This is a genomic window from Actinomycetaceae bacterium MB13-C1-2 (assembly GCA_035621235.1).
Lineage (GTDB): Bacteria > Actinomycetota > Actinomycetes > Actinomycetales > Actinomycetaceae > Scrofimicrobium.
This window is the reverse complement of sequence record CP141731.1, coordinates 1,364,606-1,381,139: the sequence shown is the minus strand read 5'-3', so window position 1 is coordinate 1,381,139 and position 16,534 is coordinate 1,364,606. Positions and strand designations below refer to the sequence as shown.

The window sequence follows — 16,534 nt, the reverse complement described above, 5'->3', positions numbered from 1 at the left end:
ATCGGTGCCGAGGCCCGTTTCCCCTCGGGTCAGCAATCAAGACTGTTGGGTTGGTGATCATTTTATGGCGTATCGGCTTCCTGTCTGATTGACAACCCAAAAGGATTAGGTCTGGCGACCGAAATCGGGGGCGTCAACAAGCGAATCATCGACGACACCCCGGATTCCGGTCGTATCGTCACCCCATGCAAGAGTCTCGAAAAAGGCGGTACCGAGGTTCCCCTCAGCACCGCCTTTGTGTTCGATCAGGCTTGCCTAGACTCCCGCGAACAGCGCCTTTCCAAGCTGACGGTTGAGCGTAGCAATGACGTCCAACGGAATTTCCTTCGGGCAAACCGCAGCACATTCACCAATGTTGGTGCAGCCACCAAAGCCCTCAGCGTCCATCTGGTTCAGCATGTTCACAACGCGAGACTTGTTCTCGGGCTGGCCCTGCGGCAACAGACCCAAGTGGGTCACCTTAGCCGCAGTGAACAGCATTGCCGAGGCGTTAGGACACGCTGCGACACACGATCCACAGCCGATGCATGCCGCGGCGTTGAACGCTGTGTCAGCATCAGGCTTTGGAACCAGGACGACGTTTGCGTCCGGAGCAGCCCCTGTGTTGACCGAGATGTATCCGCCCGCGCGAATGATCCGGTCGAATGCCGACCTGTTTACGACCAGGTCCTTAATAACGGGGAACGCCGTCGCACGCCATGGTTCGATCGTGATCGTGTCGCCATCGTGGAACGTGCGCATGTGCAACTGACACGTCGTAGTACGTTCCGGACCGTTGGCGATACCGTCGATAACGATGCCGCACTGACCGCAGATTCCTTCGCGGCAGTCGGAGTCGAATGCAATCGGCTCCTCCCCTCGTGCGAACAGTTCCTCATTCAGGATGTCCAGCATTTCAAGGAACGAGGAGTCCTCAGACACGCCCCGCACCTCGTACTCATGCAGCGCACCCTTGTCCTTGGGGCCGTCTTGGCGCCAGATTCTTAGTTTTAGGTTCACTTGTAGCTCCGCTGCTTGAGTTCGATGTTCTGATAAACGAGCGGTTCCTTGTGGAGGATCGGCGGGTTACCCTCACCGGTCCACTCCCACGCGGAAACGTAGAGATAGTCCTCGTCGTTTCGCAGGGCCTCGCCCTCGGGCGTCTGCGACTCGAGTCGGAAGTGACCGCCGCAAGACTCCCTGCGGTTCAGCGCGTCGATACACATGAGTTCCCCGAGTTCCATGAAGTCGGCAACTCGACCTGCCTTCTCAAGGGACTGGTTGAGCGTGTCGGGGTCGCCCGGAACCCTCAGGTTCGTCCAGAATTCCTTGCGGAGTTCGCGGATGAGGCCAATCGCCTTCTTCAGCCCCTCCTCCGTGCGAGCCATACCGCAGTACTCCCACATGATGTTACCCAACTCCTTGTGGAAGGAGTCAGCGCTGCGCGAGCCGTTGATCGACATGAGTCGGTCAATCTGTGACTGAACGGTCTCACGTGCCTCAACAACCGACGGCGAGTTTTGATCGAGGTGAGGTCGGTTCAGCGCATCAGCCAAATAGTTACAGATGGTGTCCGGCAGGACGAAGTAGCCGTCCGCCAGTCCCTGCATCAGAGCAGATGCACCAAGTCGGTTCGCGCCGTGATCGGAGAAGTTTGCCTCTCCCGCCACGTACAGACCCGGGACATTGGACTCTAGATCGTAGTCAACCCACAGGCCGCCCATGGTGTAGTGAACGGCGGGGTAGATCCGCATCGGCACCTCATACGGATCTTCACCGGTGATCCGCTGGTACATGTCAAAGAGGTTGCCGTACTTGGCGGACACAGCGGGCTTCCCGAGCCGATCAATTGCCTCAGCGAAGTCCAGGTAGACCCCGCGGCGCTCGCCGCCGACCTTCGGTCCAACACCGAGTCCGGCATCGCACATGTTCTTCGCCTGCCGTGAAGCGATGTCACGAGGAACCAGGTTGCCGAACGCCGGGTAAATCCGCTCAAGGTAGTAGTCACGGTCTTCCTCCGGAATGTCACGAGGATCCTTTTCGCAATCCTCGACCTTCTTCGGCACCCAGATACGTCCGTCGTTACGAAGCGACTCAGACATGAGGGTGAGCTTCGACTGCTGGTCACCGTGCTGTGGAATACAGGTCGGGTGAATCTGTGTGAAGGCGGGGTTGGCGAAGTAGGCACCCTTACGGTGTGCGCGCCAGATCGCCGTCGCGTTGCAGCCCATTGCGTTCGTAGACAGGAAGAAGACGTTGCCGTAGCCGCCGGTAGCGAGGATGACAGCGTCAGCCAGGAAGCTCTCAACTTCGCCAGTAACCATGTCACGAGCGACGATGCCAACTGCTCGCCCCTCGTCCATGATGATGTCCAGCATTTCGTGGCGGCTGTGTTCCGTCACCGTGCCCTTGGTTACCTGGCGCTCTAGCGCTTGGTAGGCACCAATCAGCAGCTGCTGGCCAGTTTGGCCGCGAGCGTAGAACGTGCGCTCGACCTGAACACCACCAAAGGAACGGTTGTCAAGGTATCCGCCGTACTCACGCGCGAACGGAACTCCCTGTGCCACACACTGGTCGATGATGTTTGGTGAGACCTCGGCCAGGCGGTACACATTGTTCTCGCGCGCCCTGTAGTCGCCGCCCTTGACGGTGTCGTAGAACAGTCTGTAGACCGAATCGTTATCGTTCTTGTAGTCCTTAGCGGCGTTGATTCCGCCCTGCGCCGCGATTGAGTGGGCGCGCCGTGCCGAGTCCTGGTAAAAGAACGCGTCGACGTTGTATCCCTGCTCGCCGAGTGACGCGGCGGCGGCACCACCAGCGAGGCCCGTACCAACAACGATTATGCGTAGCTTGCGCCTGTTCGCCGGGTTGACCAGCTTTACCTCGTTCTTACGGGTCTTCCACCGGTCCTTCAGCGGAACGTTCATCGGAGCCTTGTGGTCCTCGATGTCGTCGCCGATGCGGAAGAGGCCGTCCACAAGATCTGTATCTTTATTAGCCATTAGTAATCCCCTATCCGCCCTACTGGATTACACCGAGCAAAATGCAAAGCGGTGTAATCATGAACATCACGAAAATGACAGCGGCCAAAATGCCGGAGAGCCAGAGCATGAAGGTCCGTGTGTTCCCACGAACCCAGCCCAGGGTCTGGAAGGCCGACCAGAAACCGTGCCCTACGTGCGAGGCGACAACTCCAACAAAGATCAGGTACGCCAAGAAGACCCAAGGACTCTGGAAAGAGTTGACCATCTTGTCATAAGGGGTGTCGGCACCAGTGAATCCGGTCTGGATCGTCGCTGTGGTGAAGTGCAGGATGTGGAAGACGATGCCAAAGATCAGCACGACGCCGGTAACGCGCATGGTGCGCGCCGCGTAAGCGTCGACCGCGCTCTTCTTCACCGCGTACTGCGTCTTACGCGCTTTCTTGGACTTCACCCACACGTGCGCGGCCGCGAGGATGTGCACCAGGATAAGCACGATCATTACTAGGCGGAAGACGAGGAGGAATCCACCGTGGGGGAAGATCGGGACAAACGCGTCTTCGTGCAACCAGTGGGCGTAATCGTTGTACGCTTCGGGCCCCAAGAACATCTTGAGGTTCCCGTACGAGTGGAACAGTAGGAAGAAAACGAAGAACAGCCCTGAGACCGCCATGAGCTGTTTTACAAACACGCCCGTGGTCCATGCGCGCCGCTTCTTCGTTGCGACAGTGTTGTTGGCCATGAAGCAACAGTATCTGTGCACCCGCTGTACTTAGTGGGACCTTATTCCAACCTCCCATTCGAACCGAGATATCGGGCTCCTTCACCCATCGGTTCCCGCACAATCACGCCATCTTTAAAGTATCGCTGTGTCCGGCCTCACCAGTAATCGGACAGTGGCAAAAGAGCGCGTATCACGGCCAATGATCCGGGTTTAGGAAACATCATCGTTTTCGTAAATGGTTTCGCGGGAGAAACTGCCCTCATCGTTGACCGCGCGTCCTGCTGCCTTCCCGCGACAGATACGGTGGGGAATAAGCCCCGCGAGATGAAAGACCGGGGATTAGGTTCCCAGTCTTAGGCGCATAGTCACCGCGTCCTCCGTTGGGTGGCGATAGTACGAGGGAATCCTCGCCAACTCCTCAAACCCTTCACTCCCATACAGCTTGCGCGCGACTTCGTTCGAGGCGCGAACTTCTAGGAATAGCGCGTTCATTCCCCGGGTTCGTGCCATCGCGATTAGCGCGCGAAGCAACCAACGCCCGGTCCCTGCACCGCGCTTGTCTGGAAGCACCCCAATGGTCATTATGTCTCCCTCGAGGTCGCCCTTGATCCCGCCGTAGGCGATGAGGCTCTCCCCTTCAAACACTCCAAGGTAGGTGGCCCAAGGCGAGTCGATTTCATCGGCCAGTAGCTCTTTCGACCAAGCATCCGCGTCGAAAATCTGGCGCTCCAACCTCAGAAGAGAGTTAACGTCACCTCTTATAAGGGGTCTTATCTCTCGCTCGACTCGACTGATCCCCCTAGACAATCCGAATACCCTCGTACTCTGCGAACCGCGGATCAACGGTGGCAAAGGCCAGCTCTTCCACCTTTGCTTGCGCTACCAACATCCGGTCGAAAGGGTCTCTGTGGTGCCATGGAAGGTAACGGAGTTCTTCGGCGTGTTCATCGACGAAGCCGAGCGACTCCATGCCGCTTTGGCGAGCGTAATCCGCCATGCCTTCTGGGGCATCAAGTTTCCCAAGAGCCGCCTTGATTGAGATCTCAGCGATCGAAACACTTGAGTAGAAAACCCGAGTTCTAGGGTCAACAATCAAGTCTCGATGGGCTTCAGACAGTCGAGAGTCATCATTCAGCGCCCAAAGCAGGATGTGGGTGTCCAGCAGCAAGTTCATTCGCTATACCAGTCAAGATCGTCCTGCGCTGCGAACTCATCGAAGTCATCGGCGATCCAAATCCTGCCCTTTAGTAGACCCAGTGTCTTAATCCGATCTTCTCGATACGGAACCAGCTTGGCCACCGGTTTCCCGGACTTGGCGATTATTGTTTCGCTCCCCTTTGCGGCGAGATCGAGCAATTTAGACAGGTGTGTCTTCGCCTCATACACGTTCACCATCCTGGACTCCATACCCCCACGCTAAGCCGCTTGACCAACTTGGTCAAGCAATCCTCTCAAGCAAACCCGAGAGATTCACAAGTCGGGTCAAAACTGGGTTCCGGAAGCCCCTCACGCACCCCCGCCGGTCTGGGTCTGTGCATATCCACCGTCTTTAGGTGCAACGGAGAACTCTCGATCAGCGAGGTTCTCCACAGCTATATTTCGAGAGCCAGGCCGTAATAGAGGCTTCCTGGTTCACCCTTGTAATCCGCGAATGGTCCTCGGAGAACGAAGCCGCGTTTCTCATAGAGACGCCTTGCCGGCGCGAAGAAATCCTCAACCCCGGTTTCGAGGTTGAGCTGTTCCATTCCCTTCTCACGCGCCAACTCAATAACGCACTCAAGCAATGCCGACCCGGTTCCGTTACCTCGCACCCTCTGTGCGGCACGCATTGATTTGAGTTCACCTGTGCCATCGTGATGGTCCTTCAGCGCCGCCATCCCGATCAGCTCCCCCTCGTCCGAACGCGCTGTCAAGAAAGTGATATCAGGTGAGTCAAGATCCTCGGTTTCAAGAGCGAACGAGACCTCCGAGGCCTGAGCAGACTCCTGGACGTGGACCTCTATTAGCGCCCGCACGTCCGCGACCCGAGGGCTCTCAGCTTGAATCCGCAACTCATCTCCTCCTGTGTCAACCAAGGATAAAGAATAGCGATGCTTGCGCGGTCCATGTTCTTCGTGTCGCGGGCGCTCCGCTGACGAATACATATCGATACACTTCTAAGAGCGGCTTCAGCCTCCGCGACATATCGGCAGACAGATGGGGTCCCGATGGACAGTAACGCAATTGCTCAGCTGTACGAGGCAGTTAGCGCTACTCTCCCACCGTGGCTTCAAGCTGTGATCGTTGTCGTCCTTGCGATCTTCGGTATCCAGGTTGGACGAAACAATTCGAAGAAGAGCTCCGCCACGGGATCCAAATCCCGCAGGGAAGCTGCAACGGCCGGTCTTGTCAATGCCCCGGGCGGCGACGTAAGTCCCGGCCAGGCGGGGCGTGGAGCTACCCGGGAGATGACCGCCTCGGAGATCCGCAAACTCAACTACAGTTATGAACCGGAAAACGACCACCAGCCCGATCCTGGCGAGGTCGTTTGGACCTGGGTTCCCTACGTCGAGAATGACGGACGAGGGAAGGACCGCCCGGTGCTACTCATTGCACGAATCAACAACTCTTCGCTCGCGGCCTGCTATCTGTCCACGAAGAATCACGACGGATTCGTTCCGATGGGGACCGGCAAGTGGGACTCAAAGGGGCGCCCGAGCTATCTCAACCCTGAGCGCGTTCTCCAAGTAAGCAATGACGGCGTTCGGCGCGAAGGAGCGATAGTCTCTGAGGAACGTTTCAACGCAGCAGTCACTGCGGTCGAGGTCTATCACCACTAATTGGGCGATACCGTCACTGTGGGCATACCCAATGGCAACCGCTATCAGCTGGGAAGACCTACGCCACAAAACCTGGAAACGGTAATTCAAACCAAACCTAGACACGCCAAATGGCAGCTAATGCTTCTGGTTCACTGCACTCCGATCAGGGCACAACCCCTCCACGGTCGGGACAAGTCAGCACTGGCGCGGACGCAGTGGCATTAATCGGAGCGGCGTTAATTGGGAGGCATCAGTATGGTCGGTTGACCATGAATGTCCGGCCTGCGTAGATAGAGCGGGGTGAGGGGAAACTCGTCATCCGCCCTCGTATCAACTATCCGAGGAAACACTGCGGGATTAACGTCCAGTGGAACCAGGACAGTTTCCCCAAGCCTCGCTCCCTCTGCCGAGTTTTCCTCAAGCACTTCTCGCAAAGACTCCAGGGTTGCCCGCGGTCCGGCGATCGCCTTGACTCCTCTATCAATCGCATTCGTAAGCGCCTCAGTTGCCGGACCCACATTCGGTCCTTCAATAGACTGAACGTCGTCTGCGCCCTTGGCACCGTAAATCGCCCAGTAGATTTCGTGACGTTTTGCGTCCGTCACAACCAAGACGCGCAAGTTTTCGCTAGCTGGCAGCGCGACCTGATCGGACTCTGAAAGAGCGGGGGTCTCCGACGAGCCTATGCGCAAGGTCTGCTCTGAAACCTCGACTTCGTCGATCGCCTGACGTGCGAGTGCTTCAAGCGAACCAACGCCCAGGACTGGAACTCCTAAACCCCGGCCCAGAGTCGAGGCAAAAATGATGCCAGCCCGAAGCCCGGTGAACGGTCCGGGACCAACGCCGACACACACCCGATCAATTCCAGCGCCTGGTAGATCCTGCAGGTCGAGGGCTTCCAGGATCTCACCCAGAAGAAGTCCCAGCGACTCGGCGTGCCGTCTCGCATTGGGCTCCACGGCCTCCGCCAAGATCGTCTGTCCATCGACGAGCGAGATCACCGCCGGTCCCGACGTGTCAATACACAGAGTCCTCATCTCGGTTCTCCCTCTACTACAAATCTCACGGGCGTTTCCCTCGGACCACTAGTCAAGCAGGGCATCATCGTTCTTTCTCTGATGCTGCATTTTCGGTCAAATATGATGAGAGGGTTCACGCGATATCGACTTCCTTGAGCCGGGCCACCCAATTCTCACCGATTGGCTTGAGCCTAATGACGCGGGGCTCGTCTATGGCATCGAACGCCTCGTCGGAGCCGCCTTCAAAATCGAACTCGATCTCCAAACGTTCGTCCTGCAGGGCCTCTGCCCGACCTCTGCCCCACTCGACCACCGTTACCGAATCCTCGACTGTGGCGTCAAGGTCAATCGTCTCCAGATCAAGCTCGTCACTTACCCGATAGGCATCGGCGTGGATCAGCGCAGGGCCGTCCCCGCGCGATTCATGAACTCGCGCAATTATGTATGTCGGCGAAGTAACGTTGCCGACAACTCCCAGCCCGCGCGCCAAGCCCTGCACAAACGTGGTCTTTCCGGCCCCAAGGTCTCCGATAAGTAGCAGTACATCCCCGCCACAAAGCAACGATCCGACGCGCTCTCCAAGATCGCGAGTTTGCTCGGCGCTCGCCACCTCAAACTGTATATTTGTCACTCTGCAACTCCCGGGTGATACCTTCGATCAATGTGTTCAGGGAGGCGCGAGATTATTTCGTAATTGATGGTTTCGGCAAGATCGGCCCAGTTATCCGCGCTCGGCTCGCCCCTAACGGGGTCACCGAACAAGATTACAGAATCGCCAACTACGGCAGTCGGCTCCTCGCCCGCGCCCAGGTCAATGACCATCTGGTCCATACAAACCCGCCCAAGGATTCTGGTTGGAATCCGCTCATCTTGTGTCTCAATCAAGAAATCCGCCTGATTTGAGATCTGACGGGGAATCCCATCGGCATATCCGATAGGAAGTAATCCGATCCAGTGTCGATCGGGGGAGGTCCAGGTGGCTCCGTATGAAACCGTATGCCCGGGGTCGACCCGCTTCACCTGAATGATCGGCGTACGCAGAACGCCAACGGGTCGCAGTCCCAGTTCCTTGGACGAGGCAACTTCCACCGATGGGGAGTAACCGTAGAGTCCGATTCCGGGGCGCACCATGTCAAAATGAGCTCCGGGATGCCAAATAGTTCCAGATGTCGCAGCGAGGTGTCGAATTTCAGGTTCGAGACCAAGCAGAGCCAGAACCTCAAGTCCCTGCTGGTACACCTCTATTTGTCGCTGTGTGACCTCAGCTCCGGCTCCCTCCGGATCATCTGCACATGAGAGGTGCGACCAAAAACCAACTAGTTCAACCTCGTTCGCTCGAGTTGCATCGCGGACTGCCCTGGCCAGTTCGGGGAGGTCGTCAAGTGTCGCACCGCCGCGGCCCATTCCCACGTCGATCTTGAGATGGACGCGCGCCGCATCCTGGGAGACGCCACGGGAGCGGAGGGACCTGACCGCGCTGACTACCTGGCCTAGCTGGCGACGATCAGAGACCGAGACGTCAATGTCTGACTCAACCGCATCAACCCAGGCCGTTGTTGGCGTTTCAAGCCATGTCAGTATTCGCGCCTGTTCTGGCGGGATGTCTGAAGAGGTGAAATGCTTGCGCAACGCCAGTGCTTCGGGGAGCTTTGAGACACCAAACCAGTGCACACCCTCGTGCCACAGACGACTCGCGACTTCGTACCTACCGAAGCCGTATCCGTTGGCCTTTACCACTGCCAGTAGTTCGGCCTCTCCCGCATACTCCTTTAGCTTGTGAGCATTGGCTGCGAGCGCGTCCAGGTCTACGTCGAGTTCAGCGGGAAATAGATCAGTACCAGAGGGAATCACTCCCCTATTATCCCCTTACCCACAGAAAACCGTGGGTAACCCCATCACTGAGTCATGCAGTATCTACCTGAAGTACGCGGAACGTTGCAGACTGGCCACTCTCGAGTTCCGAGAATTACCATAAGGCGAAGACCCCTGGCCTGGTAACGCACCATGAGTGGCCTGGTAACGCACCGTGGGTGACACGCGGTAACGCAACATGGCCGTGAATCTTGCGGCATCTCCTCACACTGCTATGACACAGCCGGCAGTTACCACCATCTGCCGATGTTGTCCCAGACTCGGCCTCAGAGTATCTGCCACAGTGGTCACCCTCGCGACCAAATCATGCGATTCCCGAACGGCGAACCGACCACACTGGCAAATACTCGCCTGAGCTACCAACAGCATAAAAACCAGTGCGCCCCACCGGCAGACAAAAGTTCCGTGCTGGCACTTCCGGTATGAAAAACTAACCGGCAGCTTTGTCTCGGGCCGCTTTGAACGCGGCGACGCAGGAACGCACATCCTCTTCCGAGTGTGCCGCAGAAAGCTGAACCCGGATTCGCGCCTTCCCTTTGGGAACCACCGGGAAGCTGAAGGCTGTCACGTAGACGCCGTCTTCCAGCATGAAGCGGGCAACCTCGGTTGCTACGCGCGCTCCGTCCTCGCCTGGGAACATGACCGCGACAATGGGGTGACTCCCCGGAAGTAGTTCGAATCCGGCCTCGTCCATAAGGGAGCGGAAGAGGGACGCCATCGCACTTAGGTGATCTCGCTGTTCGTCGGCGCCCTTAGCGATCCGTATTGCCTCCCGGGTCCCACCCACGATTGAGGGGGCGAGAGTATTTGAAAACAGGTACGGCCTAGCTCGCTGACGCAGAATATCCACGACCTCCTGGTGCGAAGCGACGTAACCACCAGAAGCACCGCCGAGTGCTTTGCCGAAGGTGCCGGTGAGAATGTCAACGCGATCCTCGACCCCCATCACCGCCGGAGTGCCGCGCCCCTCGGGGCCAACGAACCCGGTGGCGTGAGAGTCGTCAACCATAACCATGGCCTCGAACTCATCGGCCAAATCGCATATCTCGGGAAGAGGGGCGTGAGAGCCATCCATCGAGAAAACACCGTCGGTGACAATGACTATCTGCTGCGCTCCTGCCTCGCGCGCCGCGGTCAACTGCTTACGAAGGTCTTCCATGTCCCGATTTGCGTAACGGTAGCGATTGGCTTTGCAGAGTCTGATCCCATCAATGAGCGAGGCGTGATTGAGTGCGTCCGAGACAATCGCGTCGTCCGACCCCAGCAACGCCTCAAAAATACCGCCGTTCGCATCGAAGCAGCTCGAAAAGAGGATGACGTCATCCATATGTAGGTAGTCGCCGAGTTCGCGTTCCAGTTCGCGGTGCTGTTCCTGAGTTCCGCAAATGAAGCGCACAGACGAAAGCCCATAGCCCCACTCGTCCAAGGCTTTGTGCGCTGCCTCGACCAAGCGCGGATCATCGGCGAGCCCCAGGTAGTTATTTGCACAGAAGTTGAGTGCCGCACCAGATGTGGTCTGGACGGTTGGGCCCTGGGGACCCAGTATCTCGCGTTCGTTCTTGTAGAGACCCGCCTCTTCAATAGAGCTCAGTTCTGTCTGTAGTTTCTCGCGGATTGTGTACACGTCACTCCCAGTTGATTATGACTTTGCCGGATTCGCCGGATGCGAGGACATCGAAGGCTTCCTGCCAGTTTTCGGGCTCGAACCTGTTCGTTACTACCAGGTGCAGGGCATCACGCAGTTCGGGTGAGGATTCCACCATGTAGGTTGCCAGGTACCAGGTGTCATACATTTCCCTGCCGTACACGCCCTTGATCGTAAGCATCGACGTAATGACCTTGTTCCAATCGATAGGAAATGGCCTTGCGGGTAGTCCCAAGAGAACCAGTGTCGCACCGTGGGTGCAGTGGTCGATAAGGTCTTGCATTGCCGAGGCTGAGCCAGACATCTCCAGGCCGACGTCGAAGCCCTCGACAATTCCCAATTCGTTCATTGTTGCTTGAAGTGCACCCATCCCGGGCCTAATGGCGGCATCAGCTCCGGCCTTGCGAGCCAGTTCAAGGCGATTTTCGCTCAGGTCCGTGATCACAACGTGACGCGCACCGGCATGCTTTGCGAGAGCTACACACATAACGCCAATTGGTCCGGCACCCGTGATAAGCACATCCTGGCCGGTTAGTTCTGCCTGCTGGCACACGTGGACTGCGTTCCCAAATGGATCAAAGAGCGCGCCCAGTTCAGCATCCACTAGGTCTGGTTGCACCCAGACATTCGAAGCAGGGACAACCACATAGTCAGCAAAGGCGCCATCACGGTTTACGCCTATGCCTTCAGCCCGAACGCACATATGCTTCCGCCCGGCGCGGCAGTTGCGACAGCGACCGCAGACCACATGACCCTCAACCGACACGTGCTGGCCGACCCTAAGATCACCCGGAGCGTCGCCGTGTGGCACTCCTTCCCCAAGCTGGACGATGGTTCCGGAGAACTCGTGTCCCAGAGTCTGGGGTGGGTTGAGGGAACCCGGCGCACCTCCGTCAAATCGGTAGAGATGTAGGTCCGTCCCGCACAGACCGGTCGCGGCCACGCGAATCTTTACTTCGCCGAAAGCCGGTTCGGGCTCGGGGATTTCAACCAGGTCGAGGCCGGGGGCGGCCGTAAGTTTTCGAAGCGCTCGCACACGACAAGGCTACCGTGGGAGAAGGCGCCGTCGTGAAGGCTGCCGTGGAGAAGGTCCCCTCGCGCGATACTCACGCGGAATATCCGCCCCTGCGGGCCGCCCCAAACCGAGACATTGCGGTTCCAGGGGAACAAACCGGCCACATCGGCCGACACTCGCACCAGAAGCGCCCGCAACTGCCTCGCCCAAACTGAATATCCGCCCCTGTGGCCCACCCCAAACCGAGACATCGCGGTTCCAGGGGAACAAACCGGCCACATCGGCCGACACTCGATCAAAGTGCACGGACCAGACAAAGCCCGTAGGCCACACCGGCAGATATCCACATCAATAGCTACCCACGACAGAAGGTACTCAGACTTGTCTGATACACCCAACCAACTGGGATACCCAAGCCAGAAAGCGCTCTTTGGTGGTTGATCACTCGTACGACTGCTTCACCTGCTCTGCGCACTCGCCAACACCATCTAGGACCTTAGACCCATCCCAACCTCTGATCGACTGGGAACTCCCGGCCTTCCGCGCGTAGAATTCTTCGAGTACACCGCCAATCGACGACTCGAAAGATCAGGTGCATGAGCGAACAAGAAAAGGCCCAAATCGGAGTTACCGGACTGGCAGTCATGGGTCGAAATCTGGCACGCAACATCGCCCGCCACGGCTACAAGACCGCAGTTCACAACCGCACCTACGCCCGTACCGAGTCGCTGATTGCGGATCACGGGGACGAGGGCGACTTTGTCCCCTCGAAAACTATGGCCGAGTTCGTTGATTCCCTTCAGGAACCGCGCACTATCATCTCGATGGTTCAGGCCGGACCCGCAACCGATGCAGTAATCGAAGAACTGGTTCCCTTGCTTGCACCCGGCGACATTATTGTCGATGCGGGCAACTCCCACTTCCCGGATACCATTCGCCGCGAGAAGGCATTGGCTGAGAAGGGAATTCACTTTGTTGGCACAGGCGTCTCGGGAGGGGAAGAGGGCGCCCTTCTCGGCCCCTCGATCATGCCTGGCGGAACCAAGCAGTCTTACCAAACGCTCGGACCGATACTCGAAGACATCTCGGCCAAGGTCGACGGCGTGCCGTGTTGCACCTACGTCGGCCCGAACGGCGCTGGCCACTTCGTCAAAATGGTTCACAACGGTATCGAGTATGCCGACATGCAACTGATCGCAGAGGCGTACGACTTACTCAGGCAGGGGTTGGGTGCCAAGGCACCCGAGATTGCCGAAATCTTCGCCGAGTGGAACAAGGGCGACCTTGAGTCCTTTCTCATCGAGATTACCGCGGAGGTACTCGGCCAAGTAGATACCGAAACCGGTAAGCCCCTCGTCGACATGATCCTTGATCAAGCCGAGCAAAAGGGCACCGGCCGGTGGACTGTTCAGAGCGCACTCGACCTCGGGGTTCCCATTACCGGAATCGGAGAAGCCACTTTCGCCCGCGCCCTCTCGGGTTCCATTCCTCAACGCGAAGCGGCTCGTGCCACGCTTCCCGCAGAGGGAGAGCCGTGGCACATCGAGAATCGAGAGGCGTTCATCGAGAACGTCCGCCTGGCGCTCTATGCTTCGAAGATCGTCGCCTATTCGCAAGGCTTTGACCAGATTGCTGCTGCCTCCGAACAGTACGACTGGAACATCGACCGCGGCGCGATGGCACGTATCTGGCGCGGAGGATGCATCATTCGCGCCCGATTCCTGAACCGGATCACTGAAGCGTACGACCGGAATCCCGAATTACCTCTGTTGCTCTCAGATGAGTACTTCGCGGGTGCAGTCGCCGCGGGCCTCAAAGCCTGGCGCTCCATCGTCTCCCAGGCAGCACTTCACGGCGTACCAACACCAGCCTTCTCGTCGTCCCTCGCCTACTACGATGGTGTCCGCGCCGAGCGCCTTCCCGCTAATCTGATCCAGGCACAACGCGACTTATTCGGTGCACATACCTACCGGCGGGTCGACCGTCCCGGTTCCTTCCACACGGAGTGGTCCAGTGATCGATCCGAAACCGCCCTATGAGCCCCGCTGAAGTCACCGCCACCAACAACCCGCTACGGGACAAACGGGATCGACGCCTCGCCCGCATCGCAGGGCCAGCCGGTCTTGTCATCTTCGGTGTCACAGGCGATTTAGCACGCAAGAAGGTACTTCCCGCCGTATACGACCTAACAAACCGCGGCCTGCTCTCTCCCGGCTTTGCTCTGGTCGGCTTTGGTCGTCGCGACTGGGACGACGCGCGCTTCGCAGAAGAGGTCCGCGCCTGCGTCGAACAGCACTCGCGAACTGACTTCAATGAGGCTACATGGAAGCAGCTGGTCGGAGGCATCCGTTTTGTCCAGGGGACCTTCGATGACGACGATGCCTTTGACCGCCTGCGTGAGGTAACGGAGGAACTCGACGCCTCCCGGGGAACGCGCGGCAATTTTGCCTTCTATCTTTCAGTTCCCCCGGCAGCATTCCCGCAAGTTTGTGAGCAACTGGCCCGCTCCGGTCTTTCGAAGTCCGAGGATGACTCGTGGCGGCGCGTCGTCATTGAGAAACCGTTTGGTCACGACCTTGAGTCTGCCAAGGAACTCAACGCCGTTGTCGAGGCCGTTTTCAAGCCGGACTCGGTATTCCGAATCGACCACTACCTCGGCAAAGAAACCGTTCAGAACATATTGGCGCTCCGTTTCTCGAATCAGCTTTTTGAGCCGCTCTGGAAGTCCAAGTACGTCGATCACGTCCAGATCACGATGGCCGAGGACATCGGCGTCGAGGGTCGCGCCGGCTACTACGACGGTATTGGCGCTGCGCGGGACGTCATCCAGAATCACCTGCTGCAGCTACTGGCGCTTACCGCAATGGAAGAGCCGGTCAGCTTTGACGCAGACGACCTCGCTGCTGAGAAGATGAAGATTCTCTCCGCCGCACGCGTCCCTGACGACCTTGACACCTACGCGGTCCGCGGCCAGTACGGCCCAGGATGGCTCGGAGGTGAAGAGGTTGTCGGTTACGTGGACGAGGGTGGGTTCGACTCCGGTTCCACCACCGACACCTATGCCGCGATCCGTGTTGATATCCAGACCAGACGATGGGCCGGGGTCCCCTTCTACCTAAGGACCGGAAAACGACTGGCCCGCCGCGTAACTGAGATCGCGGTGGTCTTCAGGGAGGCTCCCCCTCTCCCCTTCTCTACTACCGGCAGTCGTGAACCTGGGAGGAATGCCCTGGTAATCCGTATCCAGCCGGACGAGGGCGCCAGTCTCCAAGTCAACGCCAAGGTCCCTGGCAGTGCGATGGAAGTGCGTGAGGTGACCATGGACTTTGGATACGGACACGCTTTTACTGAGGCTTCGCCCGAGGCGTACGAACGACTAATCCTGGACGTGCTGCTGGGCGACCCGCCACTATTCCCTCGTCCGCGTGAAGTGGAACTCTCGTGGAAAATACTGGACCCGGTCACGGAACACTGGGCCGAAGGCGGAGCCCCCGAGGTGTATCGCTCCGGGACTTGGGGACCACCATCAGCCGACGCAATGCTGGAGGCTGACGGACGAGCCTGGAGGCGACCTTGATTATCGAACTGCCTGACACCACAGTTTCCCAGATCAACCGCCGCCTGGTTACGGTGCGCGAACAGGGTGGCGCAGTTGCACTTTCGAGGGTGCTTACTCTGGTGATCGATGCCGGTGACTGCGACATTGAGCCTGCTATTGAGGCTGCCAATGCGGCAAGCCACGAGCACCCGTGCCGTGTCATCGTCCTGTCCCATGAGCCCGATACCGACGGAAAGCTGAATGCAGAGCTACGTCTTGGTCGTGATGCGGGTGCTAGTGAGGTCATTGTGCTCCGCCACAGCGAGGAACTCTCGCAGCACCTGGATACCCTTGTGCTACCGCTGCTTCTCCCTGACGCTCCGGTGGTCATCTACTGGCCGCATGAAGCGCCGACTGATCCCTCTGAAGACCCCGTCGGCAAGCTGGGACAGCGCCGTATTACCGACAGTCGGTCAGACCCTCGGGGCATCGACCTACTTCTTACCCTTCGGGACGCCTATGTCCCGGGGGACACCGATCTGGCGTGGACTAGAACAACGCTGTGGCGTAGCCGAATAGCGGCAACACTGGACCAACCCCCGTTCGAACCCGTCCTTCGGGCAACCGTCGCGGGCGAGGAGGGTCATCCGTCGATCGATCTGCTCGCGGGTTGGCTCGCGCTGCGCCTCGAATGTCCGGTTGATATGGAACTGATAAAGGGTGTGCCGGGGCTGACAGAGGTTCGTTTGGAACGCGCGAGTGGAACGATAGTCCTTTCAAGGCCCGACGGAAACGTGGCATCCTTCAATCTGCCCGGGCAGCCCGCACAGCGCATCTCGCTACCAATGCGCTCGTTGGGGGACGCGCTGGCGGAGGACCTGCGCCGATTGGACTCAGACGAGGTCTATGGGGATGTCCTTCGGGAAGGACTCTCGCTTGTCGAGGGCAGATAGGCAGGCA

General features: G+C 58.4%; 16 protein-coding genes. 4 read left to right on the top strand and 12 right to left on the bottom strand.

Features of this window, described 5'->3' with window-relative positions; genetic code table 11:
* Window positions 1-255 precede the first annotated feature (255 nt).
* The 7 genes from U6G28_06135 to U6G28_06105 form a co-directional block, all read right to left on the bottom strand.
* Window positions 256-999, bottom strand: coding sequence for a succinate dehydrogenase/fumarate reductase iron-sulfur subunit (locus U6G28_06135; GenBank protein WRS29114.1), 744 nt, complete (start codon window positions 997-999; stop codon window positions 256-258).
* The gene (locus U6G28_06130; protein WRS29113.1) at window positions 996-2,981 is read right to left on the bottom strand and encodes a fumarate reductase/succinate dehydrogenase flavoprotein subunit; all 1,986 of its coding nucleotides are present in this window, start codon (window positions 2,979-2,981) and stop codon (window positions 996-998) included. Before U6G28_06130 ends, U6G28_06135 begins: the two co-directional genes overlap by 4 nt.
* 19 nt (window positions 2,982-3,000) lie before the next feature.
* On the bottom strand, window positions 3,001-3,702 hold the full coding sequence (locus tag U6G28_06125) for a succinate dehydrogenase cytochrome b subunit (protein WRS29112.1): 702 nt from the start codon (window positions 3,700-3,702) through the stop codon (window positions 3,001-3,003).
* Window positions 3,703-4,023: 321 nt separating this feature from the next.
* Window positions 4,024-4,491: a ribosomal protein S18-alanine N-acetyltransferase gene (rimI, locus tag U6G28_06120; protein WRS29111.1), complete on the bottom strand. Its 468-nt coding sequence runs from the start codon at window positions 4,489-4,491 to the stop codon at window positions 4,024-4,026.
* On the bottom strand, window positions 4,484-4,858 hold the full coding sequence (locus U6G28_06115; protein WRS29110.1) for a type II toxin-antitoxin system VapC family toxin: 375 nt from the start codon (window positions 4,856-4,858) through the stop codon (window positions 4,484-4,486). Before U6G28_06115 ends, rimI begins: the two co-directional genes overlap by 8 nt.
* Complete coding sequence (locus U6G28_06110) at window positions 4,855-5,091, bottom strand: type II toxin-antitoxin system prevent-host-death family antitoxin (protein WRS29109.1); 237 nt, start codon at window positions 5,089-5,091, stop codon at window positions 4,855-4,857. Before U6G28_06110 ends, U6G28_06115 begins: the two co-directional genes overlap by 4 nt.
* 185 nt (window positions 5,092-5,276) lie before the next feature.
* Complete coding sequence (locus tag U6G28_06105; GenBank protein WRS29108.1) at window positions 5,277-5,759, bottom strand: GNAT family N-acetyltransferase; 483 nt, start codon at window positions 5,757-5,759, stop codon at window positions 5,277-5,279.
* Window positions 5,760-5,891: 132 nt separating this feature from the next.
* On the opposite strand from U6G28_06105, the gene U6G28_06100 reads away from it, so the two are divergent.
* Window positions 5,892-6,503, top strand: coding sequence for a type II toxin-antitoxin system PemK/MazF family toxin (locus U6G28_06100; protein WRS29107.1), 612 nt, complete (start codon window positions 5,892-5,894; stop codon window positions 6,501-6,503).
* Window positions 6,504-6,721: 218 nt separating this feature from the next.
* On the opposite strand, the gene tsaB is transcribed toward U6G28_06100, so the two are convergent.
* From tsaB to tdh, 5 genes are all read right to left on the bottom strand, one after another.
* The gene (tsaB, locus tag U6G28_06095; GenBank protein ID WRS29106.1) at window positions 6,722-7,522 is read right to left on the bottom strand and encodes a tRNA (adenosine(37)-N6)-threonylcarbamoyltransferase complex dimerization subunit type 1 TsaB; all 801 of its coding nucleotides are present in this window, start codon (window positions 7,520-7,522) and stop codon (window positions 6,722-6,724) included.
* Window positions 7,523-7,637: 115 nt separating this feature from the next.
* Window positions 7,638-8,135 carry a tRNA (adenosine(37)-N6)-threonylcarbamoyltransferase complex ATPase subunit type 1 TsaE gene (tsaE, locus tag U6G28_06090; GenBank protein ID WRS29105.1) on the bottom strand — a complete coding sequence of 166 codons (498 nt, stop codon included), beginning with the start codon at window positions 8,133-8,135 and terminating at the stop codon, window positions 7,638-7,640.
* Complete coding sequence (gene alr / locus U6G28_06085; protein WRS29104.1) at window positions 8,132-9,355, bottom strand: alanine racemase; 1,224 nt, start codon at window positions 9,353-9,355, stop codon at window positions 8,132-8,134. Before alr ends, tsaE begins: the two co-directional genes overlap by 4 nt.
* Before the next feature lie 451 nt (window positions 9,356-9,806).
* Window positions 9,807-11,000 (bottom strand): glycine C-acetyltransferase, encoded by a 1,194-nt coding sequence (locus tag U6G28_06080; GenBank protein WRS29103.1) that lies wholly within the window; start codon window positions 10,998-11,000, stop codon window positions 9,807-9,809.
* A gap of 1 nt (window position 11,001) precedes the next feature.
* Window positions 11,002-12,057, bottom strand: a complete 1,056-nt coding sequence (gene tdh / locus U6G28_06075; GenBank protein ID WRS29102.1) for an L-threonine 3-dehydrogenase — start codon at window positions 12,055-12,057, stop codon at window positions 11,002-11,004.
* A gap of 575 nt (window positions 12,058-12,632) precedes the next feature.
* On the opposite strand from tdh, the gene gndA reads away from it, so the two are divergent.
* Genes gndA through U6G28_06060 form a run of 3 tightly spaced genes read left to right on the top strand, consistent with a single transcriptional unit; the run spans window position 12,633 to window position 16,527 of the window.
* Window positions 12,633-14,075, top strand: coding sequence for an NADP-dependent phosphogluconate dehydrogenase (gene gndA / locus U6G28_06070; GenBank protein ID WRS29101.1), 1,443 nt, complete (start codon window positions 12,633-12,635; stop codon window positions 14,073-14,075).
* Window positions 14,072-15,613 (top strand): glucose-6-phosphate dehydrogenase, encoded by a 1,542-nt coding sequence (zwf, locus tag U6G28_06065; GenBank protein ID WRS29100.1) that lies wholly within the window; start codon window positions 14,072-14,074, stop codon window positions 15,611-15,613. Before gndA ends, zwf begins: the two co-directional genes overlap by 4 nt.
* Window positions 15,610-16,527: a glucose-6-phosphate dehydrogenase assembly protein OpcA gene (locus U6G28_06060; protein ID WRS29099.1), complete on the top strand. Its 918-nt coding sequence runs from the start codon at window positions 15,610-15,612 to the stop codon at window positions 16,525-16,527. The genes zwf and U6G28_06060 overlap by 4 nt, the downstream gene beginning before the upstream one ends.
* Window positions 16,528-16,534: the final 7 nt, after the last annotated feature.